Annotated in this window: 15 protein-coding genes; 11 read left to right on the forward strand and 4 right to left on the reverse strand. The window is 42.8% G+C overall.

The window, feature by feature from the left end:
- The first annotated feature begins 141 nt into the window (after window positions 1-141).
- The 9 genes from tnpB to ACTNBF_RS10700 all read left to right on the forward strand — a co-directional run bounded on the left by tnpB (window position 142) and on the right by ACTNBF_RS10700 (window position 16,746).
- Window positions 142-426, forward strand: coding sequence for an IS66 family insertion sequence element accessory protein TnpB (gene tnpB / locus ACTNBF_RS10660; protein ID WP_177296314.1), 285 nt, complete (start codon window positions 142-144; stop codon window positions 424-426).
- Between the two features lie 142 nt (window positions 427-568).
- Window positions 569-2,185, forward strand: a complete 1,617-nt coding sequence (gene tnpC / locus ACTNBF_RS10665) for an IS66 family transposase (RefSeq protein ID WP_441089246.1) — start codon at window positions 569-571, stop codon at window positions 2,183-2,185.
- Between the two features lie 520 nt (window positions 2,186-2,705).
- On the forward strand, window positions 2,706-6,200 hold the full coding sequence (locus ACTNBF_RS10670; protein WP_321111265.1) for a glucosaminidase domain-containing protein: 3,495 nt from the start codon (window positions 2,706-2,708) through the stop codon (window positions 6,198-6,200).
- A 72-nt stretch (window positions 6,201-6,272) separates the two neighbouring features.
- Window positions 6,273-8,180 (forward strand): NlpC/P60 family protein, encoded by a 1,908-nt coding sequence (locus ACTNBF_RS10675; RefSeq protein ID WP_441089247.1) that lies wholly within the window; start codon window positions 6,273-6,275, stop codon window positions 8,178-8,180.
- A gap of 21 nt (window positions 8,181-8,201) precedes the next feature.
- On the forward strand, window positions 8,202-10,205 hold the full coding sequence (locus ACTNBF_RS10680; protein WP_441049631.1) for a C39 family peptidase: 2,004 nt from the start codon (window positions 8,202-8,204) through the stop codon (window positions 10,203-10,205).
- An 83-nt stretch (window positions 10,206-10,288) separates the two neighbouring features.
- Entirely contained in the window at window positions 10,289-11,755 is a 1,467-nt protein-coding gene (locus ACTNBF_RS10685; RefSeq protein WP_441089248.1) for a hypothetical protein, read from the forward strand.
- 126 nt (window positions 11,756-11,881) lie between these two features.
- Window positions 11,882-13,708, forward strand: coding sequence for a glutamine--fructose-6-phosphate transaminase (isomerizing) (glmS, locus tag ACTNBF_RS10690; protein ID WP_427819718.1), 1,827 nt, complete (start codon window positions 11,882-11,884; stop codon window positions 13,706-13,708).
- A gap of 98 nt (window positions 13,709-13,806) precedes the next feature.
- Entirely contained in the window at window positions 13,807-15,336 is a 1,530-nt protein-coding gene (locus ACTNBF_RS10695) for an LTA synthase family protein (protein WP_427819717.1), read from the forward strand.
- Window positions 15,337-15,483: 147 nt separating this feature from the next.
- The gene (locus ACTNBF_RS10700) at window positions 15,484-16,746 is read left to right on the forward strand and encodes a S1C family serine protease (RefSeq protein WP_441089249.1); all 1,263 of its coding nucleotides are present in this window, start codon (window positions 15,484-15,486) and stop codon (window positions 16,744-16,746) included.
- Window positions 16,747-16,823: 77 nt separating this feature from the next.
- On the opposite strand, the gene ACTNBF_RS10705 is transcribed toward ACTNBF_RS10700, so the two are convergent.
- Genes ACTNBF_RS10705 through ACTNBF_RS10720 form a run of 4 tightly spaced genes read right to left on the reverse strand, consistent with a single transcriptional unit; the run spans window position 16,824 to window position 18,438 of the window.
- Window positions 16,824-17,318 (reverse strand): superoxide dismutase family protein, encoded by a 495-nt coding sequence (locus ACTNBF_RS10705; RefSeq protein ID WP_441049633.1) that lies wholly within the window; start codon window positions 17,316-17,318, stop codon window positions 16,824-16,826.
- Window positions 17,315-17,938, reverse strand: a complete 624-nt coding sequence (locus ACTNBF_RS10710) for a manganese catalase family protein (protein WP_441089250.1) — start codon at window positions 17,936-17,938, stop codon at window positions 17,315-17,317. Before ACTNBF_RS10710 ends, ACTNBF_RS10705 begins: the two co-directional genes overlap by 4 nt.
- A 3-nt stretch (window positions 17,939-17,941) precedes the next feature.
- Window positions 17,942-18,214, reverse strand: a complete 273-nt coding sequence (locus ACTNBF_RS10715) for a spore coat protein CotJB (protein ID WP_427805680.1) — start codon at window positions 18,212-18,214, stop codon at window positions 17,942-17,944.
- A gap of 5 nt (window positions 18,215-18,219) precedes the next feature.
- On the reverse strand, window positions 18,220-18,438 hold the full coding sequence (locus ACTNBF_RS10720) for a spore coat associated protein CotJA (protein ID WP_427805681.1): 219 nt from the start codon (window positions 18,436-18,438) through the stop codon (window positions 18,220-18,222).
- Between the two features lie 244 nt (window positions 18,439-18,682).
- Between ACTNBF_RS10720 and ACTNBF_RS10725 the strand changes: the two genes are divergently transcribed.
- Both ACTNBF_RS10725 and ACTNBF_RS10730 read left to right on the forward strand, forming a co-directional pair.
- A complete protein-coding gene (locus tag ACTNBF_RS10725; RefSeq protein ID WP_441089251.1) occupies window positions 18,683-20,419 on the forward strand; it encodes an ABC transporter ATP-binding protein in 1,737 nt (578 codons plus the stop codon).
- Window positions 20,420-20,483: 64 nt separating this feature from the next.
- A complete protein-coding gene (locus ACTNBF_RS10730; RefSeq protein WP_427805633.1) occupies window positions 20,484-21,050 on the forward strand; it encodes a tRNA (mnm(5)s(2)U34)-methyltransferase in 567 nt (188 codons plus the stop codon).
- Window positions 21,051-21,129: the final 79 nt, after the last annotated feature.

Consider the following 21,129-nt stretch of genomic DNA (forward strand, 5'->3'; position numbering starts at 1 on the left):
TTTCATAATAAGGATAAGCTATATATCGTTATTCGAGAAGATTTGGGTAATCACCCCACAAGAGTGAGTCAATGTGAAACTTCTCGAATAATAATAATTCTCGGATAATCGGTATTATTTTAGAACTCGAATAATACCGATATGCGAAAATCCATTGACGGACTCTGCGCCGTTATCGAAGACCAGCTTAAGATGGATCCGTCGTCCAGTGCTCTCTTCCTTTTCTGCGGAAGAAGACGGGACAGGATCAAAGCCTTGTTCCGGGAACCGGACGGCTTCGTTCTAATCTATAAGCGCTTGTCTGTCCGCGGCGGCTATCAATGGCCCAGGAAGCAGTCGGAGGTCCGGAATCTTTCCTGGCGGGAGTTTGACTGGCTGATGTCGGGGATCGATATTGACCAGCCAAAAGCCCTCAAAGCAGAGTAAAAAGTATCTGGATTTCAGCAGAAATCCTGCACAGAAAAACCCGGAAATCCCTTGTAAATTCGGCATTTTTCAGGAGTCATTTTCCTTTAGTAAAAGCCCCGTTTCTGGTATAATAAAGATATCAAATCCGAGGAGAGAACCGATGGCTTCCAATGCGAAAGATATCCAGCTTCGAGAGCTGAAAGATACAGTATCACAACTGAAAACAATGGTATCTGAACAGACTGAGCTGATCAAATCTCTCCGTCTTATTATTGACGAAAAATCCAGTCACGAGAAAGCACTCCTGGAACAGGTGGACTATCTGACCAAAAAGCTTTTCGGCTCTTCCAGCGAAAGAAGATCTGATGATATTCCGGGACAACAGAATCTCTTTGATGAAGCAGAAATGGAACAGGATCCGTCCCTGCTGGAAGAAGAAACTGTGATCAAGGAACATACCCGTAAAAAGAAGGCAACCCATGAGGATCTCTTCAAAGGCCTGAAGGTTGAAAAAGTAGTGATCCCTCTTCCGGAAGAAGACCAGATCTGTCCGGTATGCGGTACGCAGATGGTCCTGATCGGCGAGGAGTATGTCCGCCGGGAACTGGAATTCATTCCTGCTACTTGTAAAGTGATCGAATACTACAGCCAGAGTTACGGATGTCCGTCCTGCAAGGAAGGGTTTGGCGATACAGAAAAACCTGTGATCATAAAGTCTCAGGTTCCGGCGGCTCTGGTTGGGAAAGGTCCTGCCTCAGCATCCACTGTTGCATGGACCATGTATCAGAAGTATGCCAATGGGCTTCCCCTTTACCGGCAGGAGAAAGACTGGAAACAGTATGGGGCTCAGATCAGCCGCACCACTCTTGCCAACTGGATCATCTACTGTTCACAGAACTACTTCCAGCCAATGTATGATTACTTCCACCGTGAGCTGCTGAAACGCAGCTTTGCAATGGCAGATGAAACCCGAGTTCAGGTATTGAACGAGGAAGGGCGCCGAGCCCAGACCCAATCATTCATGTGGCTGTTCCGAAGCGGCGAGGATGGACTTCCGGCGATCATCCTGTATGGCTATTCCCCGACCAGGAGCGGCAGTCACGCAAGGGAGTTCCTGGAAGGCTACAGCGGATACCTGGAAACGGATGGATATCAGGGATACAACAATCTTCCAGGGATCAGACGCTGCTCTTGTTGGGCGCATATCCGTCGATACTTTATCGATGCCGTTCCCAAAGGAAAACAGTATGACTACAGTCAGCCGGCAGTGCAGGGAGTCCAGTACTGCAATCGGTTATTCGCCATTGAGGACTCCATTAACAAAAAGTATCCCGGTGATTATGAAAAGCGAAAGCAGCTGCGTCTCGAGAAGGAAAAACCTGTTCTGGAGGCTTTCTGGTCGTGGCTCGATCAGCAGAAGCCAGTCCGGAACACCCGGATGGATAAAGCGGTTAATTATGTTCTCAACCGGCGTGATACAGCGGAGACCTATCTGGAAGACGGGCGGTGCAGCTTTACTAATAACCTCAGCGAGAATGCAATTCGTCCACTTGCAGTAGGGCGCAAGAACTGGCTGTTCAGCAATTCCGTTGACGGAGCGAATGCCAGTGCAGTGGTCTACACAATGGTTGAGATGGCAAAAGCACATGGGCTGAATATTTATGGATATCTTAAATTTCTGCTGGAGCACCGGCCAAGTAAAGATATGACCGATGAACAACTGGAAGAACTGGCACCTTGGAGTGAAAAACTCCAATCTATCAAAAATCGCATGTGAATTATAGTGAATTACTCCAACTCGCAAAGGGCTGGGGTAATTTTGTATCTGACCGCATTAATATTTGGCGCTTACGCTGTTACTACTTGATTTTTCTTTTTCTTGCCGTTAACATTCATTTTAGATACCTCTTGTACTCTTTAGATTTTTACCAACTGGCAGGTCAGTAATAATCTAAATTTACTTGAGGTATTCTTTTGTGTCAATCTCTTGACTTATTTAAAGTATACAGGAAGCTTTCTAGATGATCTGTTACCATGGTCACCAAAGCTACCGGACGGTATTCGAAAGAACTGATAACCAAGGCTACCGTAAGGTGGCTCTTAATTTTTGGAGGTACTCGCTATTGAACGTTTACACAAATCAGACACTATACAGTCCAACTTTTTGTCCACATGCCCGAGCGGACGGTGGAATTAAATTTTGCAATTTTTAATCAGTATAATCTTTTTTTGCTGGTTTGACAATCTATATTAACTATTATACAATGGTAACAGATTATACAATAGGAGGAAGGCAAATGGTTCAAAAAAAAGTGGCAAGATTGTTATCGGCTATGCTTGTTAGTACATTATTGGCAACAAGTGTAATAGGGTATACAAGCAAGGCAGAAGATAATGTCAATTCTGGAGAAGAAATACAGATTCAGACAGAAGAGGAAAAGCAAAACGATACACGGGAAATAGTAGAAACTGAGCACAACGATATTAGTGTTCAGAATAACGATTCGGTTATTAATCAGGATTCTTCAGATGAAGTGACGGAAAATCCGATTGAAGAAGAGGAGATAGAACCATTTCCTGAAAATGGGGATAGGCTTGAAACTGTTACTGGAATGGATGAAGAAGGTAATCTACAGGAGATAGATGATGAGGCTGGAATTGTAAAGGAAAGCGAAACTAAAACCAGAGCAGCAGATGCACAGATAGTAAACTTCAATACCAAAGGATCGAGTACAACAGATTATAAAGAAGTAGAGACAGGTGCTTCGGGATATACTTGCGGTACCTATGGAGCAGATGCTGCTTATCTTGGTACAAGCTCAGGAAAAGTAAAGTTCATGCTTTCTGGAGTTATTGGAGAAGTTGATGAATCTGAAGTTCAGATTGTCAATATTTCAGATGCGAGTTCCATCAGTTATTACATAGTTTCTTCAGGTCGTCTGATGCATTATATTACAACGAATGTATCAAAGGAATCATATTCATCAAAATTGGATAACGGACCGGCACCATCGTATTTAAGTGAAGGAACCAAATATTATAGTTATGATGGACATTATTTTTATACATCTGGAAAATTTGCTGCAATGTTATCTGATTATAATAATGGGGATAGGAAAAATTCAGTAAACCCAAGTATCCCTTATTTTAATTATTATCAGTATCTTCCTCTTAGGAGCCAAATAGAATATAGCAGTTCTGAACTTAATTCCATGATTAATGCTAAAACTGACAGTGACTCTAAGATGAGAGATATTGGAATAAGTTTGGTCAACAATCAGAATACTTATGGTGTTAACGCATTGATTATGACAGGAATTGCTGCAAACGAAAGTGCATGGGGAAAGAGTAATATTTCGCAGTCAAAGAATAATTTATTTGGCCTTAACGCAATTGATTCCAGCCCAGGAGAATCTGCCAATTATTATTCAGATGTAACAACATGTATTAAAGAGTTTGCTGAGACTTATATGTCAAAACGATATCTGAGAGCGGGGTATACATATTATAAAGGTGGATTTCTTGGAAACAAGGCCAGCGGAATTAATGTTCATTATGCGTCCGACCCTTATTGGGGAGAGAAAGCAGCAAATGTGGCGTGGAATCTTGATAACAATAATGGGAAGAAGGATTATGGAAAGTATACAATTGGAATTAAGGATCTTCTCAGCAGTGATCATACCACATTAAATGTTCGCAATAAGAGTACTAAAGATTCCTCTTCTGAAGTTTTATATAAGACAGTTTCACAATCACAATATGCTTTCTTAATCTTAAATGATGGTGCATTAGAGAATGATTTTTATAGGGTGCAAAGTGATCCGGTATTAAATAGTGATAGGACAGCAATTGACACTTCCACTGGAAATTATAATTTTTCAAATATGTATGCATATGCGCATAGGAATCATGTAACGATTGTACATAATGGTTCAGGTGGAAATGGAGGTGTTTCTTGGAATACCGTAGATCCTGTAAAGGTACCGGCTGATGTTGCAAGTGCGTTGACTATTACTCCTTATGTAGGAAAACTCGGATGGTTATCAGAAGTGAAAAATGGAGAGCAGGTTGGTACGACCGGAATTAGCCATCAGCTTGAAGCGGTCAAAATTGAAATCAATGGTATTTCGGATCTTAATATTGAATATTCTGCACATGTTGCAGACGTGGGGTGGCAAGATTATGTATCGAACGGAGACATGGCAGGAACGACAGAACAGGATGCAGCTATTGAGGCAATTAAAATTCGTTTGACGGGAAGTAAGAGTGACGAATATGATATCTTTTATCGAGCTCATGTCGCGGAAGATGGATGGCAGTCCTTTGTCTCAGAAGATGAGATTGCAGGGACAACAGGAGAAAGTACGCCGGTTGAAGCAATTCAAATTGTATTGTTAAAAAAAGAAAAGGATATTAGTGTAAATAATAAAGCGGATATTTCTTATAGTACTTATACCAGTACTTTCGGTTGGGGGGGAGCTGCATCCCAAAATGGAGAACAAAGTGGTACGGTGGGAATGTCAGTACCGATTGAGAGTATTAAAATTCAAAGTGGAATAGAAGGAGTAGGAGTAGAATATTCAACACATATTCCAAATGTGGGCTGGCAGTCTTACGTAGCGGACGGTGAGGAATCAAAAGTCAATGATTCACCAAAGAGGATAGAAGCAATTAAAATACGACTAACAGGACCTAATGCTGATAATTATGATGTATATTATCGGATGCATTGTGCTGATTATGGTTGGTTAGGTTGGGCGAAAAATGACGAAAAGGCTGGCACTCAAGGATACTCTTGTCAGATTGAAGCACTTCAGATTGTTGTTGTAGAGAAAGGAAGTAAAGCACCAGGAAGTATAGAAAATGCTTTTAAATTGAAACCTGCAGATATAGTATATGCTTCTTTTATCAATGGAAATGGATGGCAAAATGAAGTGAAAAATGGAGCACTTAGCGGAACAACTGGAGTTGCTAAAGCGCTTGGTGGTATAAAAATTAATTTAAGCAATAAGATTTTATCTGGAAATGTTCAATATGCATCACATATACAGGATAAAGGCTGGGATGATTGGAAACAAAATGGAGATGTAAGTGGTACTGCAGATGGACTGAAGCGATTGGAAGCTATTAAAATTAAGCTTACTGATGAAATGGAAAAGCAATACGATATTTATTATCGTGTTCATGTACAGGAGTTTGGTTGGCTTGGTTGGGCAAAAAATGGTGAAGCGGCAGGTACTGAGGCGTATAGTTACAGAGTTGAAGCAATTGAAATTAGATTATTGGATAAAGGAGCCGAAGCACCAGGAAATACGAATGCTGCATTTAAAAGAAAATATACATCGGTTCAGTATTCTGCTCATATTCAAGATATCGGATGGAAATCTTATGTTAGTGATGGAAGTACAGCAGGAACAACGGGTAAATCATTGAGATTAGAAGCACTTAAGATTAAGTTGACAGATATGAAATGCGGAGGTGGAATACGCTATAGTTCTCATGTACAAGATATTGGTTGGCAACCTTTTACAACAAACAATTCCATAAGTGGAACTGTAGGAAAAAGTAAAAGGGTTGAAGCAATAAAAATTGAGTTAACGGGAGAAATTGCAGATTATTGCGATGTATATTACAGAGTAAATGTTGTTGGTTATGGCTGGCTTGGCTGGACAAAGAATGGAGAACCGGCAGGTAGTGAAGGCCTTAGCAGGCAGATGGAAGCAATTCAAATTAAAATAGTAACAAAGGGTGAGGAAGCGCCATCTACTTCAGAAACAGCATTTTACAAATAATAATTTTTGTTTAGGGCTAGGCTGCGTGAGAGTCTGGCCCCTGTTTTAATAGAGAGTATAAGGGAGGAGCACATGTATAAGAGAATATTAGCATTATCTTTAGCAATTTATTTATCGCTTTATCCTGTTACAACCTTTGCAAATGAGGAAGGAAGTATTGATAATGTAATAGATTTGGGTGGAGATAAAAAAAGTTTGGATGAAGCAGAAGAAATGCCGGACAGTTCATACTCTGAGGAAGAAGAGAGTCCAGAAGAGTCTATGAATGAAGAAATAGAAGAACAGCCCGTAGATGATGAAGTGGAAAGGGTGATTACACTTCAGTATCAGGTTCATGTTCAGAACATTGGATGGCAAGGCTGGAAAAAAGCAGGAGAACTTGCCGGAACTACGGGAGAATCTCTTCGGATGGAGGCATTTCAAATCGATTTGGGAAGTGAAGAATTAAATAGTCAGATTATGTATAGAGCGCATGTTCAGGATATTGGATGGCAGGATTGGGTGAACGGAGGAGAAATAGCTGGTACTGTTGGTAAATCTCTTCGGGCAGAAGCATTGGAGATTAAACTTACGGGAGAACTTGCGGAACAATATGATGTTAGTTATATGACTCATGTATCTAATATCGGTGATCTGGAATATGTTTCAAACGGTGCAAGCGCAGGGTCACAAGGACTTGGAGCTAGAATGGAAGCACTGACAATTATGTTGGCGGATAAAAAGCAGGACGAAGACAGTATTCCTGATGGAAGAGGTTTTGTGAAAGATTATTCTTCAAATGATTTAACTTATACGGCGCATGTACAAAATATAGGAGATTTGGATGGGGTCATAAGCGGAGAGATACAGGGAACAACTGGTGAAGGCTTGAGACTTGAGGGATTTGCTGTGAATCTGGATACCAGTGCACTTCATTCATTAAAGGGTGATATTACATACAGAGCTCATATTCAGGATATTGGATGGCAGGAGTGGAAAAGAAATGGAGAATTTGCTGGAACAACGGGAAAATCATTAAGAATTGAGGCAATTCAGATTCAGCTAACAGGTGAAGCAGTAGCGTTTTACAATGTATATTACAGAACTCATATTCAGAATTTCGGATGGATGGGATGGGCTAAAAACGGAGAAAAGGCAGGAAGTGAGTCAATTTCACAAAGAATGGAAGCTTTTCAAATCGTGCTTGTACCAAAAATTAAAGATCAGAGCTCTTTCAATAGCTCTGTGGCAGCTTATCGTAATACTTATGTTTATCAGAATCCATCAAAATACTTACAGATAAAGCATAAGCAGAAAGCATTAACTGGTGGTGGTTATAATCTGTCTAAAAATTATATGGGGTTAAAGGTTGCATATGTTCAGAGAAAACTTGGACTTGGTGTAAGGCGTGCCATTATGGATTCTACAACAATTAATGCAGTAAAAAGCTTTCAAAAGAAGAATGGGCTTACTGTAAATGGGATTGTGGATCTTACAACTTGGAAGAAGATGGGATTATCCGAAAATGACTGGTATAATCTGGGAGCATATGCAAGTCTTTTAAAAACCAATCCTGCCAGTACGAGATCTCAGTGTATTGAAGCGATGATTGATACAGCATATTCTTACTTGAATACTGAATATATTATAGGAGCTTCAGGTAAACCAGGAACAGGAGTAGATTGTAGCGGACTGGTGATGCAGGCATTGTACTCTGCGGGAATTGATCCGGATCCTGTCAGTCCCATTAGGCATTCGAAGCCTGGGTATGAATATGAGTCGAGAAATCTTTGGAACTTACCTATGAAACATGTTTCATATAGCGAAAGGCAACGCGGCGATTTGATTTTCTACGCAAATTCGTCTGGAACTATTATTCATGTTGCTATTTATCTGGGTAATGATAAAGTGATTGAATCCTGGCCCGATAAAGTGGTAGTATGGCCGATAAAGAATTCGCATCGTTCAATAATAAAGGGGGTTGTGCGTCCGTTTGCTTAAAGTGCAAAACGGGCCAGAATAATGAAAAAGATACATAAGACTGTCGTGGGTATTGTTTGTTTTTGCATGATGATGGGAAATACGGGGAGTTATGTTATTGCATCTTCGGGTGATACAGATTTAATTTGGGAAAGTGAAACAGTACAGGATGGTTCTAGTGATGAAAAAATAATAAATGAGGAAGAAGGTTCTGATACATCTGTCGGTGAGAACGGAATTGAGGATTTAACTCCAGAAGATGAAAACGAAAACACAGATGAATCCAATAATTTAGATGATACGATTGAGTCAGTCGAAAGTGAAAATTCGGATAATGATATCAGTTCTGCGAAAAATGAGTTTACTGATGATGGGGTGGAAACTCAGGATGAAATAGAAACATCTGAAGAGGAACTACAAACGGAGAACGAAGAAGAGATACCAGAAGAAATCATAGATGAGGAACCCCCGAAAATCATGTATCAGGTTCACGTCCAGAATAAAGGGTGGATGAATTGGGTGACAGATAATGAAATAGCAGGAACAACAGGGGAATCCTTGAGGGTTGAAGCTGTTAAGATAAAACTTGAAAAAACGAATGAAAATTCGGGTCAGCCTGAAGAGATATCTGAAGATGAAGTATCTGATGAACAAACAAAGGAATTGGCAGAAGAATCTCATGTCGAATACCGTGTTCATATACGCAACAAAGGATGGCAGTCATGGAAAAAAGATGGAGAACTGGCAGGTACGACAGGAGAAGAACTTCAGATTGAGGCGATTCAGATTCGACTTATTGGTGAAATCACCAAGGAATATGAAGTGTATTATAAATCTCATGTTGCAGATTTTGGGTGGCTCGGTCTGGTAAAAGGCGAAGAACTTTCTGGTACAGAGGGAATGTCAAAACGAGTCGAAGCTCTTATGATAGGTTTGGAAAAATCAGAGAATGAACAGAACTTATCAGAAAGAGGCTATATCAAAGGATATTCGAAGGAGAATTTAAAGTATTCTGGCCATGTACAAGATAGTGGAAATACCAGTGAGGTTTATGGTGGTGGAACTCTGGGAACTACAGGGTGTTCAAAAAGATTGGAAGCATTAAAAATCATATTGGATACATCAAATAGTCTGGCGGGAGTTGTAGAATATCAGGCGCATGTCCAGAATATCGGATGGCAGTCGTGGAAGGAAAACGGTCAGCTTGCCGGAACGACCGGAGAATCAAAGAGAATGGAAGCAGTCAAAATACGATTGAAGGGTGAAAATTCAAAGTATTATGATATATATTACCGGGCACATGTTCAGTCGCTAGGATGGCTGGGATGGGCTAAAAATGGGCAGATTGCAGGTACAACAGACAGTAGCCTTCGGATGGAAGCATTACAGGTTGTTCTGGTTGTTAAAGGAAATGCAGCTCCGGGGGCAAATTCCGGGTACTATGTTGTTTGTCCAAGAAGCAAGAATATCAGTGGTGTCCCGCTATTCAAGCAGTATCCCGATTTTCCGAACGGATGTGAAGCAATTTCGCTGAATATGGTCATGCGTTATCTGGGATACGAGATATCCAATTCGGAAATGTGTAATATATATCTGCCCAAAGGCCCCCTGCATTCGACCAATCCGTATGTGGCATATATGGGTAATCCGGCCGGAAAAAATGCAGGTTATGGCTGTTGGGCACCTGTGATTGTCAAGGCAGCGGATAAATACTTTGAAAGCAAAGGAATTTCACCAAAAAGAGCAAAAAATATCAGTGACAGCACGCCTGAGGATCTGTACAAATATGTTGCGCTGGGAAAGCCGGTGATCGTATGGGTTACGCTGGATATGGGGAGTACCGGAGAATGGTTTCAGGCCGGGACTGTTAACGGAAAAGCAGTGTACTGGCCGAGAAGAGCACATTGCATGGTGTTGACCGGATATGATCTGAACCGGGGAACTGTTAAAGTCAATGATCCAATACGGGGAACCGTGGAATACTCTATGTCAGATTTTGAAAAAGCATATAAAAACATGGGCAAAAATGCAGTTATTATAGAATAGAAATAATCATCTAGACATTGAACAGTAAAAAATGTATAATATTTAGTAAGTATGCAAACAGAAAATTAGAAAGAGGAATGCACATGAAGATACTAAAGCGAATTGCGACAATGTTATTAACAGTAAGTCTGCTGGTGCCATGTTTTGCAACAATATCGATGGCGGCAGACGGAATTGTATTTTTCACGGATCTGGAAACGAAGGTAGGGGATACGCTTACCATTACAGGTACCGTGGTAGCAAGGAATGATACGATCGGTGATGCAAGAGTGGAGATGACGTATGACACGACTTACCTTCGTTTTATAGAAGGAGATGGGGTCAGTGAGAGCGAAAGTGGAAAACTGGTTTTCAGCGGATCGGGAGACGGCAGCAGTGACCGTCTGGAATATAATATGCAGTTTCAGGCACTTCTGGAAGGAAATACGAGAGTGGAGCAGGGAAGTACTTCCGTAACGAACCAGAATGGTGAAACGGTGGATTGCGAGACCGGATTTGCAGACGTAGTAATCGGTGAAGGGGATCCAGGTAAGATCCTTCCGGTCGGAAACACGAAAAGCGTTACAGTCAATGGCGCAGAATATACGCTGTCAGAAGCGTTTAATGAAAGCGAGATTCCTACAGGATTTGCTGCAGGTGAATTCGATTACGAAGGTGAGACATTTAAAGGAGCTGTTCAGGCAAACAGTGGTCTGACGGCAGCTTACCTGATCGACGGTGATCAGTCCGGTAAATTCTGGCTGTATAATACAGAAGACAGTTCCTTCTATCCGTTCGAAGAAATCATGATTTCAGATACATATTCTATCGTGATCCTGGACGGAACGAATGAAGTGAAAATGCCTGAGAAATATGTGGAGGCTTCACTCGATATCAACGGTGTCAGCTTCCCTGCATGGGTGGAACCTGACAGAGATGGATTTCTGATTCTTTATGCAGTTAATAACGACGGGGATAAGTCACTTTATCTTTATGATACCTTAGAACACACCTATCAGAGAATGGAAACCCCGAAGACCGGTACAACGGTTGCGCCGAAGGAAGAAAGCAAACTGGATAAGGTACTTGGTGTGATATCGGATTATTTGATCTGGGTGCTGGTTGGTGTCGGATGCCTGATCTTTATTATGTTCATCCTTTTGATTGTAACGGCTGTAAAGCTTCGCAACAGAAATGTGGAACTTGATGAACTGTACGATGAGTATGGTATCGATGTGGAAGAGGATAATCCGAAAGTTCAGCCAAAGAAGAATCAGTTCAAAAAGCCGGCAGAAGAAGACGAAGATGATTTCGATGACTTTTACGATGAAGACGATGATGCCTATTATTACGATGATGAAGAGGCAGACGACGATCTTGCAGAGCTGAGAGAAGACTTCATGTCAGCGGCTCCGCAGCCAAACAGTAATCTGGACGAATATTATGATGATGATGATTACGCGGACGATGATTATGATTACGATGATTATGATGAAGATTCGTATGAGGCCACTTCCGCCAAGTCAACAAGAGATGACACATTTGAGATGGATTTTATTGATTTAGAATAACTTGGGAAAAGGGATATTGGAAACAATATCCCTTTTTCTATTTACAAAATGTTACAAGTTTGTTACAATACATGGAAAAGTGCAAAAAAAATACACTTTTGTGCAAATAAAAGGGAGGACTTAATTATGTGTGGAATAGTGGGATATATCGGAGAGAGCCAGGCGGCACCTATTTTGCTTGACGGATTGTCAAAACTGGAGTACAGAGGATATGACTCGGCCGGTATTGCTGTATATAATGGAACAGAAATTGAAGTGGTGAAGTCCAAGGGGCGACTTAAGGTTTTAAGTGAGATGACTCATGATGGAAGTATGATGCCGGGAACACTTGGAATCGGACATACTCGGTGGGCTACACACGGGGAACCGTCTGACATCAATGCACATCCGCATTTTAATAAAGATGAGAGTATTGTAGTGGTTCATAATGGCATCATTGAGAACTATCTGAAGCTGAAAAAGAAGCTGGAGGCAAAAGGATATCAGTTTATCTCGGATACAGATACGGAAGTGATCGCTCATCTGCTGGATTATTATTATACAGGTAATCCGCTTCAGGCCGTTACAAAGATCATGCATCGAATGGAAGGATCTTATGCACTGGGTATCATTTTCAGAGATCATCCGGATGAATTATACGCGGTAAGAAAAGACAGTCCGCTGATCGTTGGACACACGGAAGGTGGAAATATCATTGCTTCGGATGTACCGGCAGTATTGAAATACACCAGAGACGTATTCTTTATTGAAAATGAAGAAATCGTGCGGATGACGAAAGATTCTATGGAGTTTTTTACCGTGGATGAGGAACCTCTCGAGAAGGAATCCACACATATTGACTGGGATGTCAACGCCGCAGAAAAAGGCGGTTATGAGCATTTTATGCTGAAAGAAATGTATGAGCAGCCGAAAGCGATCACCGATACATTTTCACCGAGATTAAAAGACGGAAAGATTGTGATTGATGAGCTTGGAATGACGGACGAAGAGATTCGGGAAATCAAGAAGATCATGATTGTGGCATGCGGCTCTGCTTATCATACCGGTGTGACCAGTAAATACATTTATGAGGGGCTTGCAAGAATTCCGGTTGAAGTAGATCTGGCTTCGGAATTCCGGTACCGTGATCCGATTATTGAAGAAGGCACAATGGTCATCGTAATCAGCCAGTCCGGCGAAACGGCAGATTCACTTGCGGCACTTCGTGAGGCAAAGAAAAGAGGGGCGCGCGTACTTGGTATTGTAAATGTGGTGGGAAGTTCCATCGCCAGAGAAGCGGATAACGTCATGTACACATGGGCAGGTCCGGAAATTGCGGTTGCGACGACGAAAGCGTACTCAGCACAGTTGGTAGCACATTATCTGCTCGCTATGAAATTTGCCTATGTACGCGGGAAACTGAGCGATTCCGAGCTGGCTGAAATGTTGGAGGATCTGCGGCGTCTCCCGGAACAGGTCGAGATGCTTTTGAATAATAAGCAGAAGATTCAGAAATTTGCGAATCGATATCTCGCTGCAAGGGACATTTTCTTTATCGGCCGCGGTATCGATTATGCAATCTCATTGGAAGGTTCTTTGAAACTGAAAGAGATTTCGTACATTCATTCGGAAGCATATGCTGCCGGTGAACTGAAACACGGAACCATTTCACTGATCGAAGAGGGAACACTGGTATCTGCAGTCCTGACTCAGCCGGAACTGTATAAGAAAATGATCAGCAATATGGTTGAAGTAAAGACAAGGGGCGCATTTGTCATGGCAGTGACCAATACCGGTAATACGGAAGTGGAAAAAGCTGCTGATTATGTGATCTATATTCCGAAGACAAATAAGTATTTTACCAATTCGTTGGCGATCATCCCGCTCCAGTTATTTGGATATTATGTTTCAATCGGAAGAGGATGCGATGTGGATAAACCGAGAAATCTGGCAAAATCGGTTACGGTTGAATAAAACTGGATGAATAAAATATAGAATAATCCACTTGCTTTTTTCGACAATTCATGCTTAAATATTAAAGAAAAATTAAGAAATGAAGGAAAAGTATGAAAATGAGAAAAAAGATTGGCAATGCATTTTTTTCGTTATGCTGTTTGGCAATGATTGTGGTTTCTGCGGTATGTGTGGCAATATATAATCTTGCGGGATGGGTTCTGGATACCTGGGGGCTGTTAACGATCGACGAGATCATATTTCATCTGACGGTACCGATTGAAGGAACAAATACGGATATTGTCTGGGATGGAATCAATACCTGTCTTCCGCTTGTTATACTGGTCGTGCTCTTTATGATCGTATATGCGGCCGGTATGAAGCACAGTAAATGGAAACTGGGGCTCGGGTTTTTGTGTATTACCTGCCTCTCTGCCGGAAGCGGTGTTAAGGCTGCGTACAATCTGTATTCAGAGCTTGAGGTGGGAAATTATCTTCTCAGTCAGAAAGAAGATGACAAATTCATTGAGGAACATTATGTTGACCCCAGAAATGTGGAGATCACGTTCCCGGAAGAGAAAAGAAATCTGGTCTATATTTTCCTTGAATCGATGGAAGCTACTTATGCTTCCAAGGATGTCGGGGGAGGGCTTGATTTTAACTGTATCCCCGAATTGACAGAGATTGCAACGAATTATGTTTCATTTTCCAATACAGATAAACTGGGAGGACCAGTTGCAGTCCCGGGGACCGGATGGACAATGGGAGGAATCTTCGGACAGACATCCGGACTGCCGATCAAAAACAGTGTGGGAACGGATGACATGAACCAGACCTTGGGAGAGCAGATGTTTTTTTCATCAAGAGTGTGCAATCTGGAGGATATTCTTGAAGATCAGGGGTACAGGCAGTGCTTTATGATCGGATCGGACGTTACATTCGGCGGACGGAAAGCATATTTTAACAGTCACGGCAATTGTGAGATCTGGGATTATTACACCGCTGTCGAAGAAGGAAGAATTCCGGAAGACTATTACAGATGGTGGGGATATGAGGACGAGAAGCTCTTTACATATGCGAGGGAAAAACTGACAGAGCTGGGTTCGGGCTCAGAACCTTTTAATCTTACACTTCTTACGGTGGACACGCATTTTGAAGACGGATATGTCTGTGATCTGTGCCAGGACGAATTCGGAGATGACCAGTATGCGAATGTTATGGCATGCTCAAGCAGACAGGTTGCATCATTTATTGAATGGATACAGCAGCAGGATTTCTATGAGAATACGACGATCATACTTTGTGGGGATCATCCAACGATGGATAAGAATTTCTGCGAAGGTCTGGATGAGGATTATCAAAGGACTGTTTATAATGCATTTATTAACCTTCCGGAAGGACTAAATACTTCTTATGAGCAGACGCATTTGAGAAAAAGCTGTACTTTGGACATGTTCCCGACTACGCTGGCAGCTCTGGGAGCGCAGATAGAAGGCGACAGACTGGCACTTGGTACGAATTTATTCTCTTCAGAGGAAACTTTGGAAGAAAAATACGGATACGATGAAGTGAGCGATCACCTTCGTCAAAAATCTAATTTTTATGATATGCTGATCAACGACATTGATTATGAACAACCGGCAGAATAGAACCTGCAGAATACAGGTTTGTGATGCTTCGGAAAAAGGGCGGGATTCTTCCCGCCTTTTCAACATTTTTTTATCGTTTTATCACACTTTTATCACAATTATCGATTAAACTCTAAGTCATAAAGATAAGGAAAGGGGATTTTGGTTATGGAAAACCAGTACAATTATTATAGACCAGATGACGATAATAATACAGACAGATCATTTCAGGAAAGCAGAAAGGCACCGAAGCCGAAGAAGAAATTTCCGAAAAAGGCAATAGCGGTTGCGGGATTTGCGGTTATGTTTGGTGTGATCGGGGGACTGACCTTCCAGGGAACGAACTATATAACGGGTAAACTTTTGGGAACGACGAGCACGAAAGAAGAGACAAAAAGTACGAAGACGGTTGCCAATACCCAGCTTACGACCTCGAAGACCGCGGTTTCTTCCGATGTATCCGATATTGTGGATGCAACGCTCCCATCGATCGTTTCGATTACCAATATGAGTGTTCAGCAGGTACAGGATTTCTTCGGAGGCATCCGGCAACAGGAAAGCAAGAGCGCGGGTTCCGGCATCATCATCAGTCAGAATGATACAGAGCTGCTGATCGTGACGAACAATCATGTAGTAGAGGGAAGCGAGACACTTACAGTTACATTTGTTGATGAGACGAGTGTGGAGGCGCTGATCAAAGGAACAGATTCTGCAAGAGATTTGGCAGTTGTTGCAGTTCCACTGGAGAAGATTCCGGATGAGACGATGGATGCGATCAAGCTTGCAACGCTTTGTGATTCGGATGGCATCAAGGTCGGAGAACCTGCCATTGCAATCGGAAATGCACTTGGCTATGGACAGTCTGTTACAATGGGAATTGTCAGTGCAACGGAACGTACGATTTCCGGTTATGACGGAACCTATATTCAGACAGATGCAGCAATCAACCCCGGAAACAGCGGCGGAGCACTGTTGAACATCAATGGAGAAGTGATTGGTATTAACTCTGCAAAGATCAATGCATCTGAAGTCGAAGGAATGGGATTTGCGATTCCGATTTCCGATACAACCGATATTATCGAGAATTTGATGAATAAAGAAACGAGAAGCAAAGTCAGCGAAGCAGAACGTGGATATCTGGGTATTAAGGGATATGATGTAACAGAAGAAGGCGCACAGATGTATAATATGCCGACCGGCGTTTTCATTGCGGAAGTCATTGATGGCGGCGGTGCAAAAGACGCAGGTCTGACAAAAGGCATGATCATCACAGAGTTTGACGGAAGTTCTGTTGACGATATGGAAATTCTGAAAGGCTTGCTGGAATATTATAAAGTAGGTGAGGAAGTTTCAGTGAAGGTTCAGGTTCCGGAAAAAAATGGTGAATACACGGAGCAGGAAGTTACTGTAAAACTGGGTAAAGCATCGTAAGACCTCCTATATTGATTTAGAGTTGTACATGAAAAAAGCGGATTATTGTAGTCCGCTTTTTTCATACTCATTCTTCTTCATTTTCCGCTTATAATCTGCCCACATGCGATTTTGCGTCCACTGTTCCCGGATGGCTGTGCCCTGTAATCATCCGGCATTTCATGAATGATCACCGTTTTCCCAATGACTTCTTCCGGATAGAAGCGATCGGTATAGAAGGCTTCCATTGCATAACCGTCATTCCCCATCAGCACAGGAAAATCACCCGAATGCCCCGGATGATCACAATGCGTTGTGTTCCAGTGCATGCCTGTATCAGCAAAAGGATCTTCCTGATTTCCTGTACAGCGGTTTCCGGAATGAATGTGGAATCCATAAAAGCCGCCCCTGCAATGCTCAGCACTTTGGGAAAGACCGGAGATACTTGCAACGACAAGGGTTCCGCGCCAGAGAGGATAAAACATCACTTCGCCCATAATATCGGAGAATTCTTTGCTGCCGCGAACTTCTGCCTGTGCATCCGGTTTCTGGGACAGAAGGATACGGATTGTATCATTCAGGACCTGGTTCATTTCTGCTTGCACCCGCACATTTCTTTCTTGTCGAATTCCGGGTTGATGGCATAGAAGTTTCGGCTATCCAGATTCTCCTGAACGATTCGCAGACTTTCGCCGAATCTTTGGTAATGAACAATTTCTCTTTTCCGGAGAAAACGGATCGGATCGCATACTTCCGGATCTTTCACAAGGCGGAGAATGTTGTCGTATGTTGTGCGGGCTTTTTGCTCTGCTGCCATATCTTCATGAAGATCTGTGATCGGATCCCCTTTCGATTGAAAATATGTTGCAGTCCATGGTGTACCTCCGGCTGACTGGGGCCAGAGAGCGAGGGTGTGGTCTACAAAATATTTGTCGAAGCCGGAGGACTTTATTTCATCAAGGGAAAGGTCTCTGGTGAGCTGGTAGACGATTGCGCAGACGATCTCCATATGAGCAAGTTCCTCTGTACCGATATCTGTCAATATACCGGTCACTTCTTTGTAAGGCATGGTATATCGTTGGGAGAGATATCGCATTGAAGCAGCAAGCTCCCCGTCCGGGCCGCCAAATTGACTAATGATAACCTGAGCTATTTTCGGATTGGTCTGGCTGATTTTGACCGGATACTGTAAACGTTTTTCATAATTCCACATACTCTAACACCATCCTTCCTGCCATGGCCATGGCTCATGGATCCAGTTCCATCTGTCGGTGCACGAAGCAACCGTTGTATCGATGGTAAGCGGACCATAATATTTCGCGTATTCTTTCAATGCCTGATTCCGCATTTTACTGTATTCGTGAAATAACTGTAGTGCGGCGTTGTCACATGGGTGGGTGTCCAGATATAATTTGACATCATCCACCATAAAGCTCGCCTGGTTGATCGTGCAAAGCAGTTCCCGGCGGCAAGGTTTTCCCTGATTCATTTCATTCATGACTGGCATCCTCCTGTTCCATGAAATGGTTTATCCAGTTCTTCGAAAATCGTACCACGGCAGAATGCTTTCTCAGGTTCATAGATTTTTCTCCAGTTCTGCCAAGGAACATAAGCCATCGCGAGTGGCATCCCTTCCAGTGCGTCATCCCGGTCGCAGCAGGAATTCATATTTCTGTTTCCGGAATACGGAGAAGGTGCAGATCCCGGAGCCATGCCATTGTTCATTCGATAGCCGTGACCGCAGTTCCCACGCCTCATATAATCGTTTGTATCATTCCGATAATTCTGCATGAGTAGTAAGCTCCTTCCATAGTATTTACAATATTATAGTATGGAAGCCGGGGGAAAAGGGTTCCCCATCAGGATTAATAAAAACAAACATGATCATAAACGATTGAAAGCCTTCCGAAGGTGTAGTATAATTTGGAAAGAGTCTGTGAAATGGGGGTTTTGAACTATGTGGGAAAAAATAAAAAAGTTATTAGCCTACTATGGACCGTACAAATTTTTGCTGTTCAGTGATTTGTTTTTTGCGGTAGTAGGGGCCATGGTAACGCTCGCAATTCCGCTCATCGTGCGATACATTACAAGTGAGGTTGTATATTTCAGCCCGAATGAAGCAAATAGTGCGATTCTGCGGCTGGGGATTTTCCTGGTGATTCTGGTGCTGATCGAGTATGGCTGCAATTATTATATAGCATTCCTGGGACATATGATGGGGGCCCGGATGGAAGCGGATATGAGAAGTGATATTTTTGGTCATTATCAGAAGCTGACGTTTGCGTTTTATGATAATCAGAAGGTGGGACATCTGCTTTCGAGAATTACAAGTGACTTGTTCGATATCAGTGAGCTTTTGCATCATGGGCCTGAGGATGTGCTGATTTCGGTGATCAAGATCGTAGGTTCTTTTGTAATCCTGCTGCAAATCAATGCGAAGCTGACACTGGTTGCGTTTACGTTTCTTCCGTTTATGGTGGTGTTTGCTGTACATTATAATAAGAAAATGAAGCGGGCATTTTCTCAGAACAGGGCGAGGATTGCGGATATCAACAGTCAGATCGAGGACAGTCTGTCGGGAATCCGTGTGGTAAAATCGTTCGCAAATGAAGGCGAAGAGTTGAAAAAATTCAATGTGGGAAATGACCGATTTGTGGAATCAAAGCGGACAAGCTACAAGTATATGGGGATTTACCATTCCGGTCTGAATGCGATGACGACACTGGTGACGGTCGGTGTTCTGGTGGCAGGAGGAAGCTTCCTGACGACCGGTACGGTAGAGGTGACGGATCTGATTACGTTTCTTCTCTATATCAGTAATTTTACGGAGCCGGTGAAGAAGCTGGTGAATTCAGCGGAACAGTTCCAGAATGGATATACCGGGTTTGAGCGTTTTCTGGAGATCCTTTCAATCGCGCCGGATATTACAGATAAGCCGGACGCAGTCGAGGTGGGGAATTTGCAGGGCGACATCGAATTCAAGAATGTTTCGTTCCATTATGAGGATAATAAGGAGAAGGTGCTGAACCATATTAATCTGAAGGTGCATGCCGGAGAGTATATGGCGCTTGTCGGCCCTTCCGGTGTGGGTAAGACAACACTTTGCAGTCTGATTCCACGATTCTATGAAGTGTCGGAGGGAGCTATTCAGATTGATGGTATGGACGTTCGAGATATGAAGCTTGCCAATCTGAGAAATAATATCGGTATTGTTCAGCAGGATGTCTACCTGTTTGCGGGTACGATCATGGACAATATCCGTTATGGAAAACCGGGGGCGACGGACGCAGAGGTCATACTTGCGGCGAAGCGTGCAAATGCGCATGAATTTATCATGGCATTCCCGGACGGATATGATACGGATATCGGACAGCGGGGAGTGAAGCTTTCCGGAGGGCAGAAGCAGAGATTATCCATCGCCAGAGTTTTCTTAAAGAACCCGCCGATTCTGATCTTCGATGAGGCGACATCGGCACTGGATAATGAGAGTGAGAAAGTGGTTCAGCAATCCCTCGAAGAGCTTGCGAAGAACCGGACCACGTTTGTGATCGCGCACAGACTTACGACGATCCGCAATGCCCAGAGGATTCTGGTGCTTACGGAGAACGGAATCGCAGAACAGGGAACGCATGAGGAACTTCTGGCAAAGAAGGGTGTATATGAATCCTTGTATCATATGCATTTTCAGAGTTAACATGGGAAAACTATGACAGAAAATATGTCAGAACAAGGCTGACAGGATAAGAGAAGGTGAAACGATGCCGGGCAGATTTCAGATTACAGAATATTGCCATCATTTTCTGGAAGAATATGTGAGGGAAAATGACTGTTGTATCGATGCGACAGCGGGAAATGGGAATGATACCGAGTTTTTATGCCGGATGGTCGGGGAAGGCGGAAAGGTCTATGCATTCGACGTGCAGGAAGAGGCTATCCGCCAGACCCGGCTGCGTCTTGAGAACGCCGGATTGACCGCGCGTGCGAGTCTGATACTGGATGGTCACGAGAATATGGCGAAGTATGTTCAGGAAGAGGCCTCTGCGGTGGTGTTTAATTTCGGGTATCTTCCAGGAGGAGATCACAAGGTGGCAACGAGACCGGAGACCAGTCTGATCGCAGTGGAGCAGGGACTTGGGCTTTTGAAAAAAGGCGGTGTGATGAGCCTCTGTATTTACAGCGGGGGAGACACCGGGTATGAGGAAAAGGAAGCGCTGCTTTCGTATTTGAAAGAACTGGATTCGAAAAAGTGGCTCGTACTTGTGAACAGTTATTATAACCGGAAAAATGATCCGCCTCTGCCGGTATTTGTGATCCGGTTAAAATAGATAAACGATACAGTAACGGTTTTATTTATTTTAAATTGCAATTTCATGTCAAAAAAAGACAGATTTTGTGTTATACTGG

Source organism: Bariatricus sp. HCP28S3_A4 (genome assembly GCF_052066395.1).
In the GTDB taxonomy this organism is placed as follows: domain Bacteria; phylum Bacillota; class Clostridia; order Lachnospirales; family Lachnospiraceae; genus Allocoprococcus.

What these genes read in the sequence shown, in the direction of transcription:
- ACTNBF_RS10730 (WP_427805633.1), top strand. Translation starts at nt 20,484, where the DNA reads ATGCCGGGCAGATTTCAGATTACAGAATATTGCCATCATTTTCTGGAA.
- ACTNBF_RS10700 (WP_441089249.1), top strand. Translation starts at nt 15,484, where the DNA reads ATGGAAAACCAGTACAATTATTATAGACCAGATGACGATAATAATACA.
- ACTNBF_RS10705 (WP_441049633.1), bottom strand. Translation starts at nt 17,318, where the DNA reads ATGAACCAGGTCCTGAATGATACAATCCGTATCCTTCTGTCCCAGAAA.
- tnpB (WP_177296314.1), top strand. Translation starts at nt 142, where the DNA reads ATGCGAAAATCCATTGACGGACTCTGCGCCGTTATCGAAGACCAGCTT.
- ACTNBF_RS10675 (WP_441089247.1), top strand. Translation starts at nt 6,273, where the DNA reads ATGTATAAGAGAATATTAGCATTATCTTTAGCAATTTATTTATCGCTT.
- ACTNBF_RS10725 (WP_441089251.1), top strand. Translation starts at nt 18,683, where the DNA reads ATGTGGGAAAAAATAAAAAAGTTATTAGCCTACTATGGACCGTACAAA.
- ACTNBF_RS10695 (WP_427819717.1), top strand. Translation starts at nt 13,807, where the DNA reads ATGAGAAAAAAGATTGGCAATGCATTTTTTTCGTTATGCTGTTTGGCA.
- ACTNBF_RS10710 (WP_441089250.1), bottom strand. Translation starts at nt 17,938, where the DNA reads ATGTGGAATTATGAAAAACGTTTACAGTATCCGGTCAAAATCAGCCAG.
- ACTNBF_RS10720 (WP_427805681.1), bottom strand. Translation starts at nt 18,438, where the DNA reads ATGGCTCCGGGATCTGCACCTTCTCCGTATTCCGGAAACAGAAATATG.
- tnpC (WP_441089246.1), top strand. Translation starts at nt 569, where the DNA reads ATGGCTTCCAATGCGAAAGATATCCAGCTTCGAGAGCTGAAAGATACA.
- ACTNBF_RS10715 (WP_427805680.1), bottom strand. Translation starts at nt 18,214, where the DNA reads ATGAATCAGGGAAAACCTTGCCGCCGGGAACTGCTTTGCACGATCAAC.
- ACTNBF_RS10680 (WP_441049631.1), top strand. Translation starts at nt 8,202, where the DNA reads ATGAAAAAGATACATAAGACTGTCGTGGGTATTGTTTGTTTTTGCATG.
- glmS (WP_427819718.1), top strand. Translation starts at nt 11,882, where the DNA reads ATGTGTGGAATAGTGGGATATATCGGAGAGAGCCAGGCGGCACCTATT.
- ACTNBF_RS10670 (WP_321111265.1), top strand. Translation starts at nt 2,706, where the DNA reads ATGGTTCAAAAAAAAGTGGCAAGATTGTTATCGGCTATGCTTGTTAGT.
- ACTNBF_RS10685 (WP_441089248.1), top strand. Translation starts at nt 10,289, where the DNA reads ATGAAGATACTAAAGCGAATTGCGACAATGTTATTAACAGTAAGTCTG.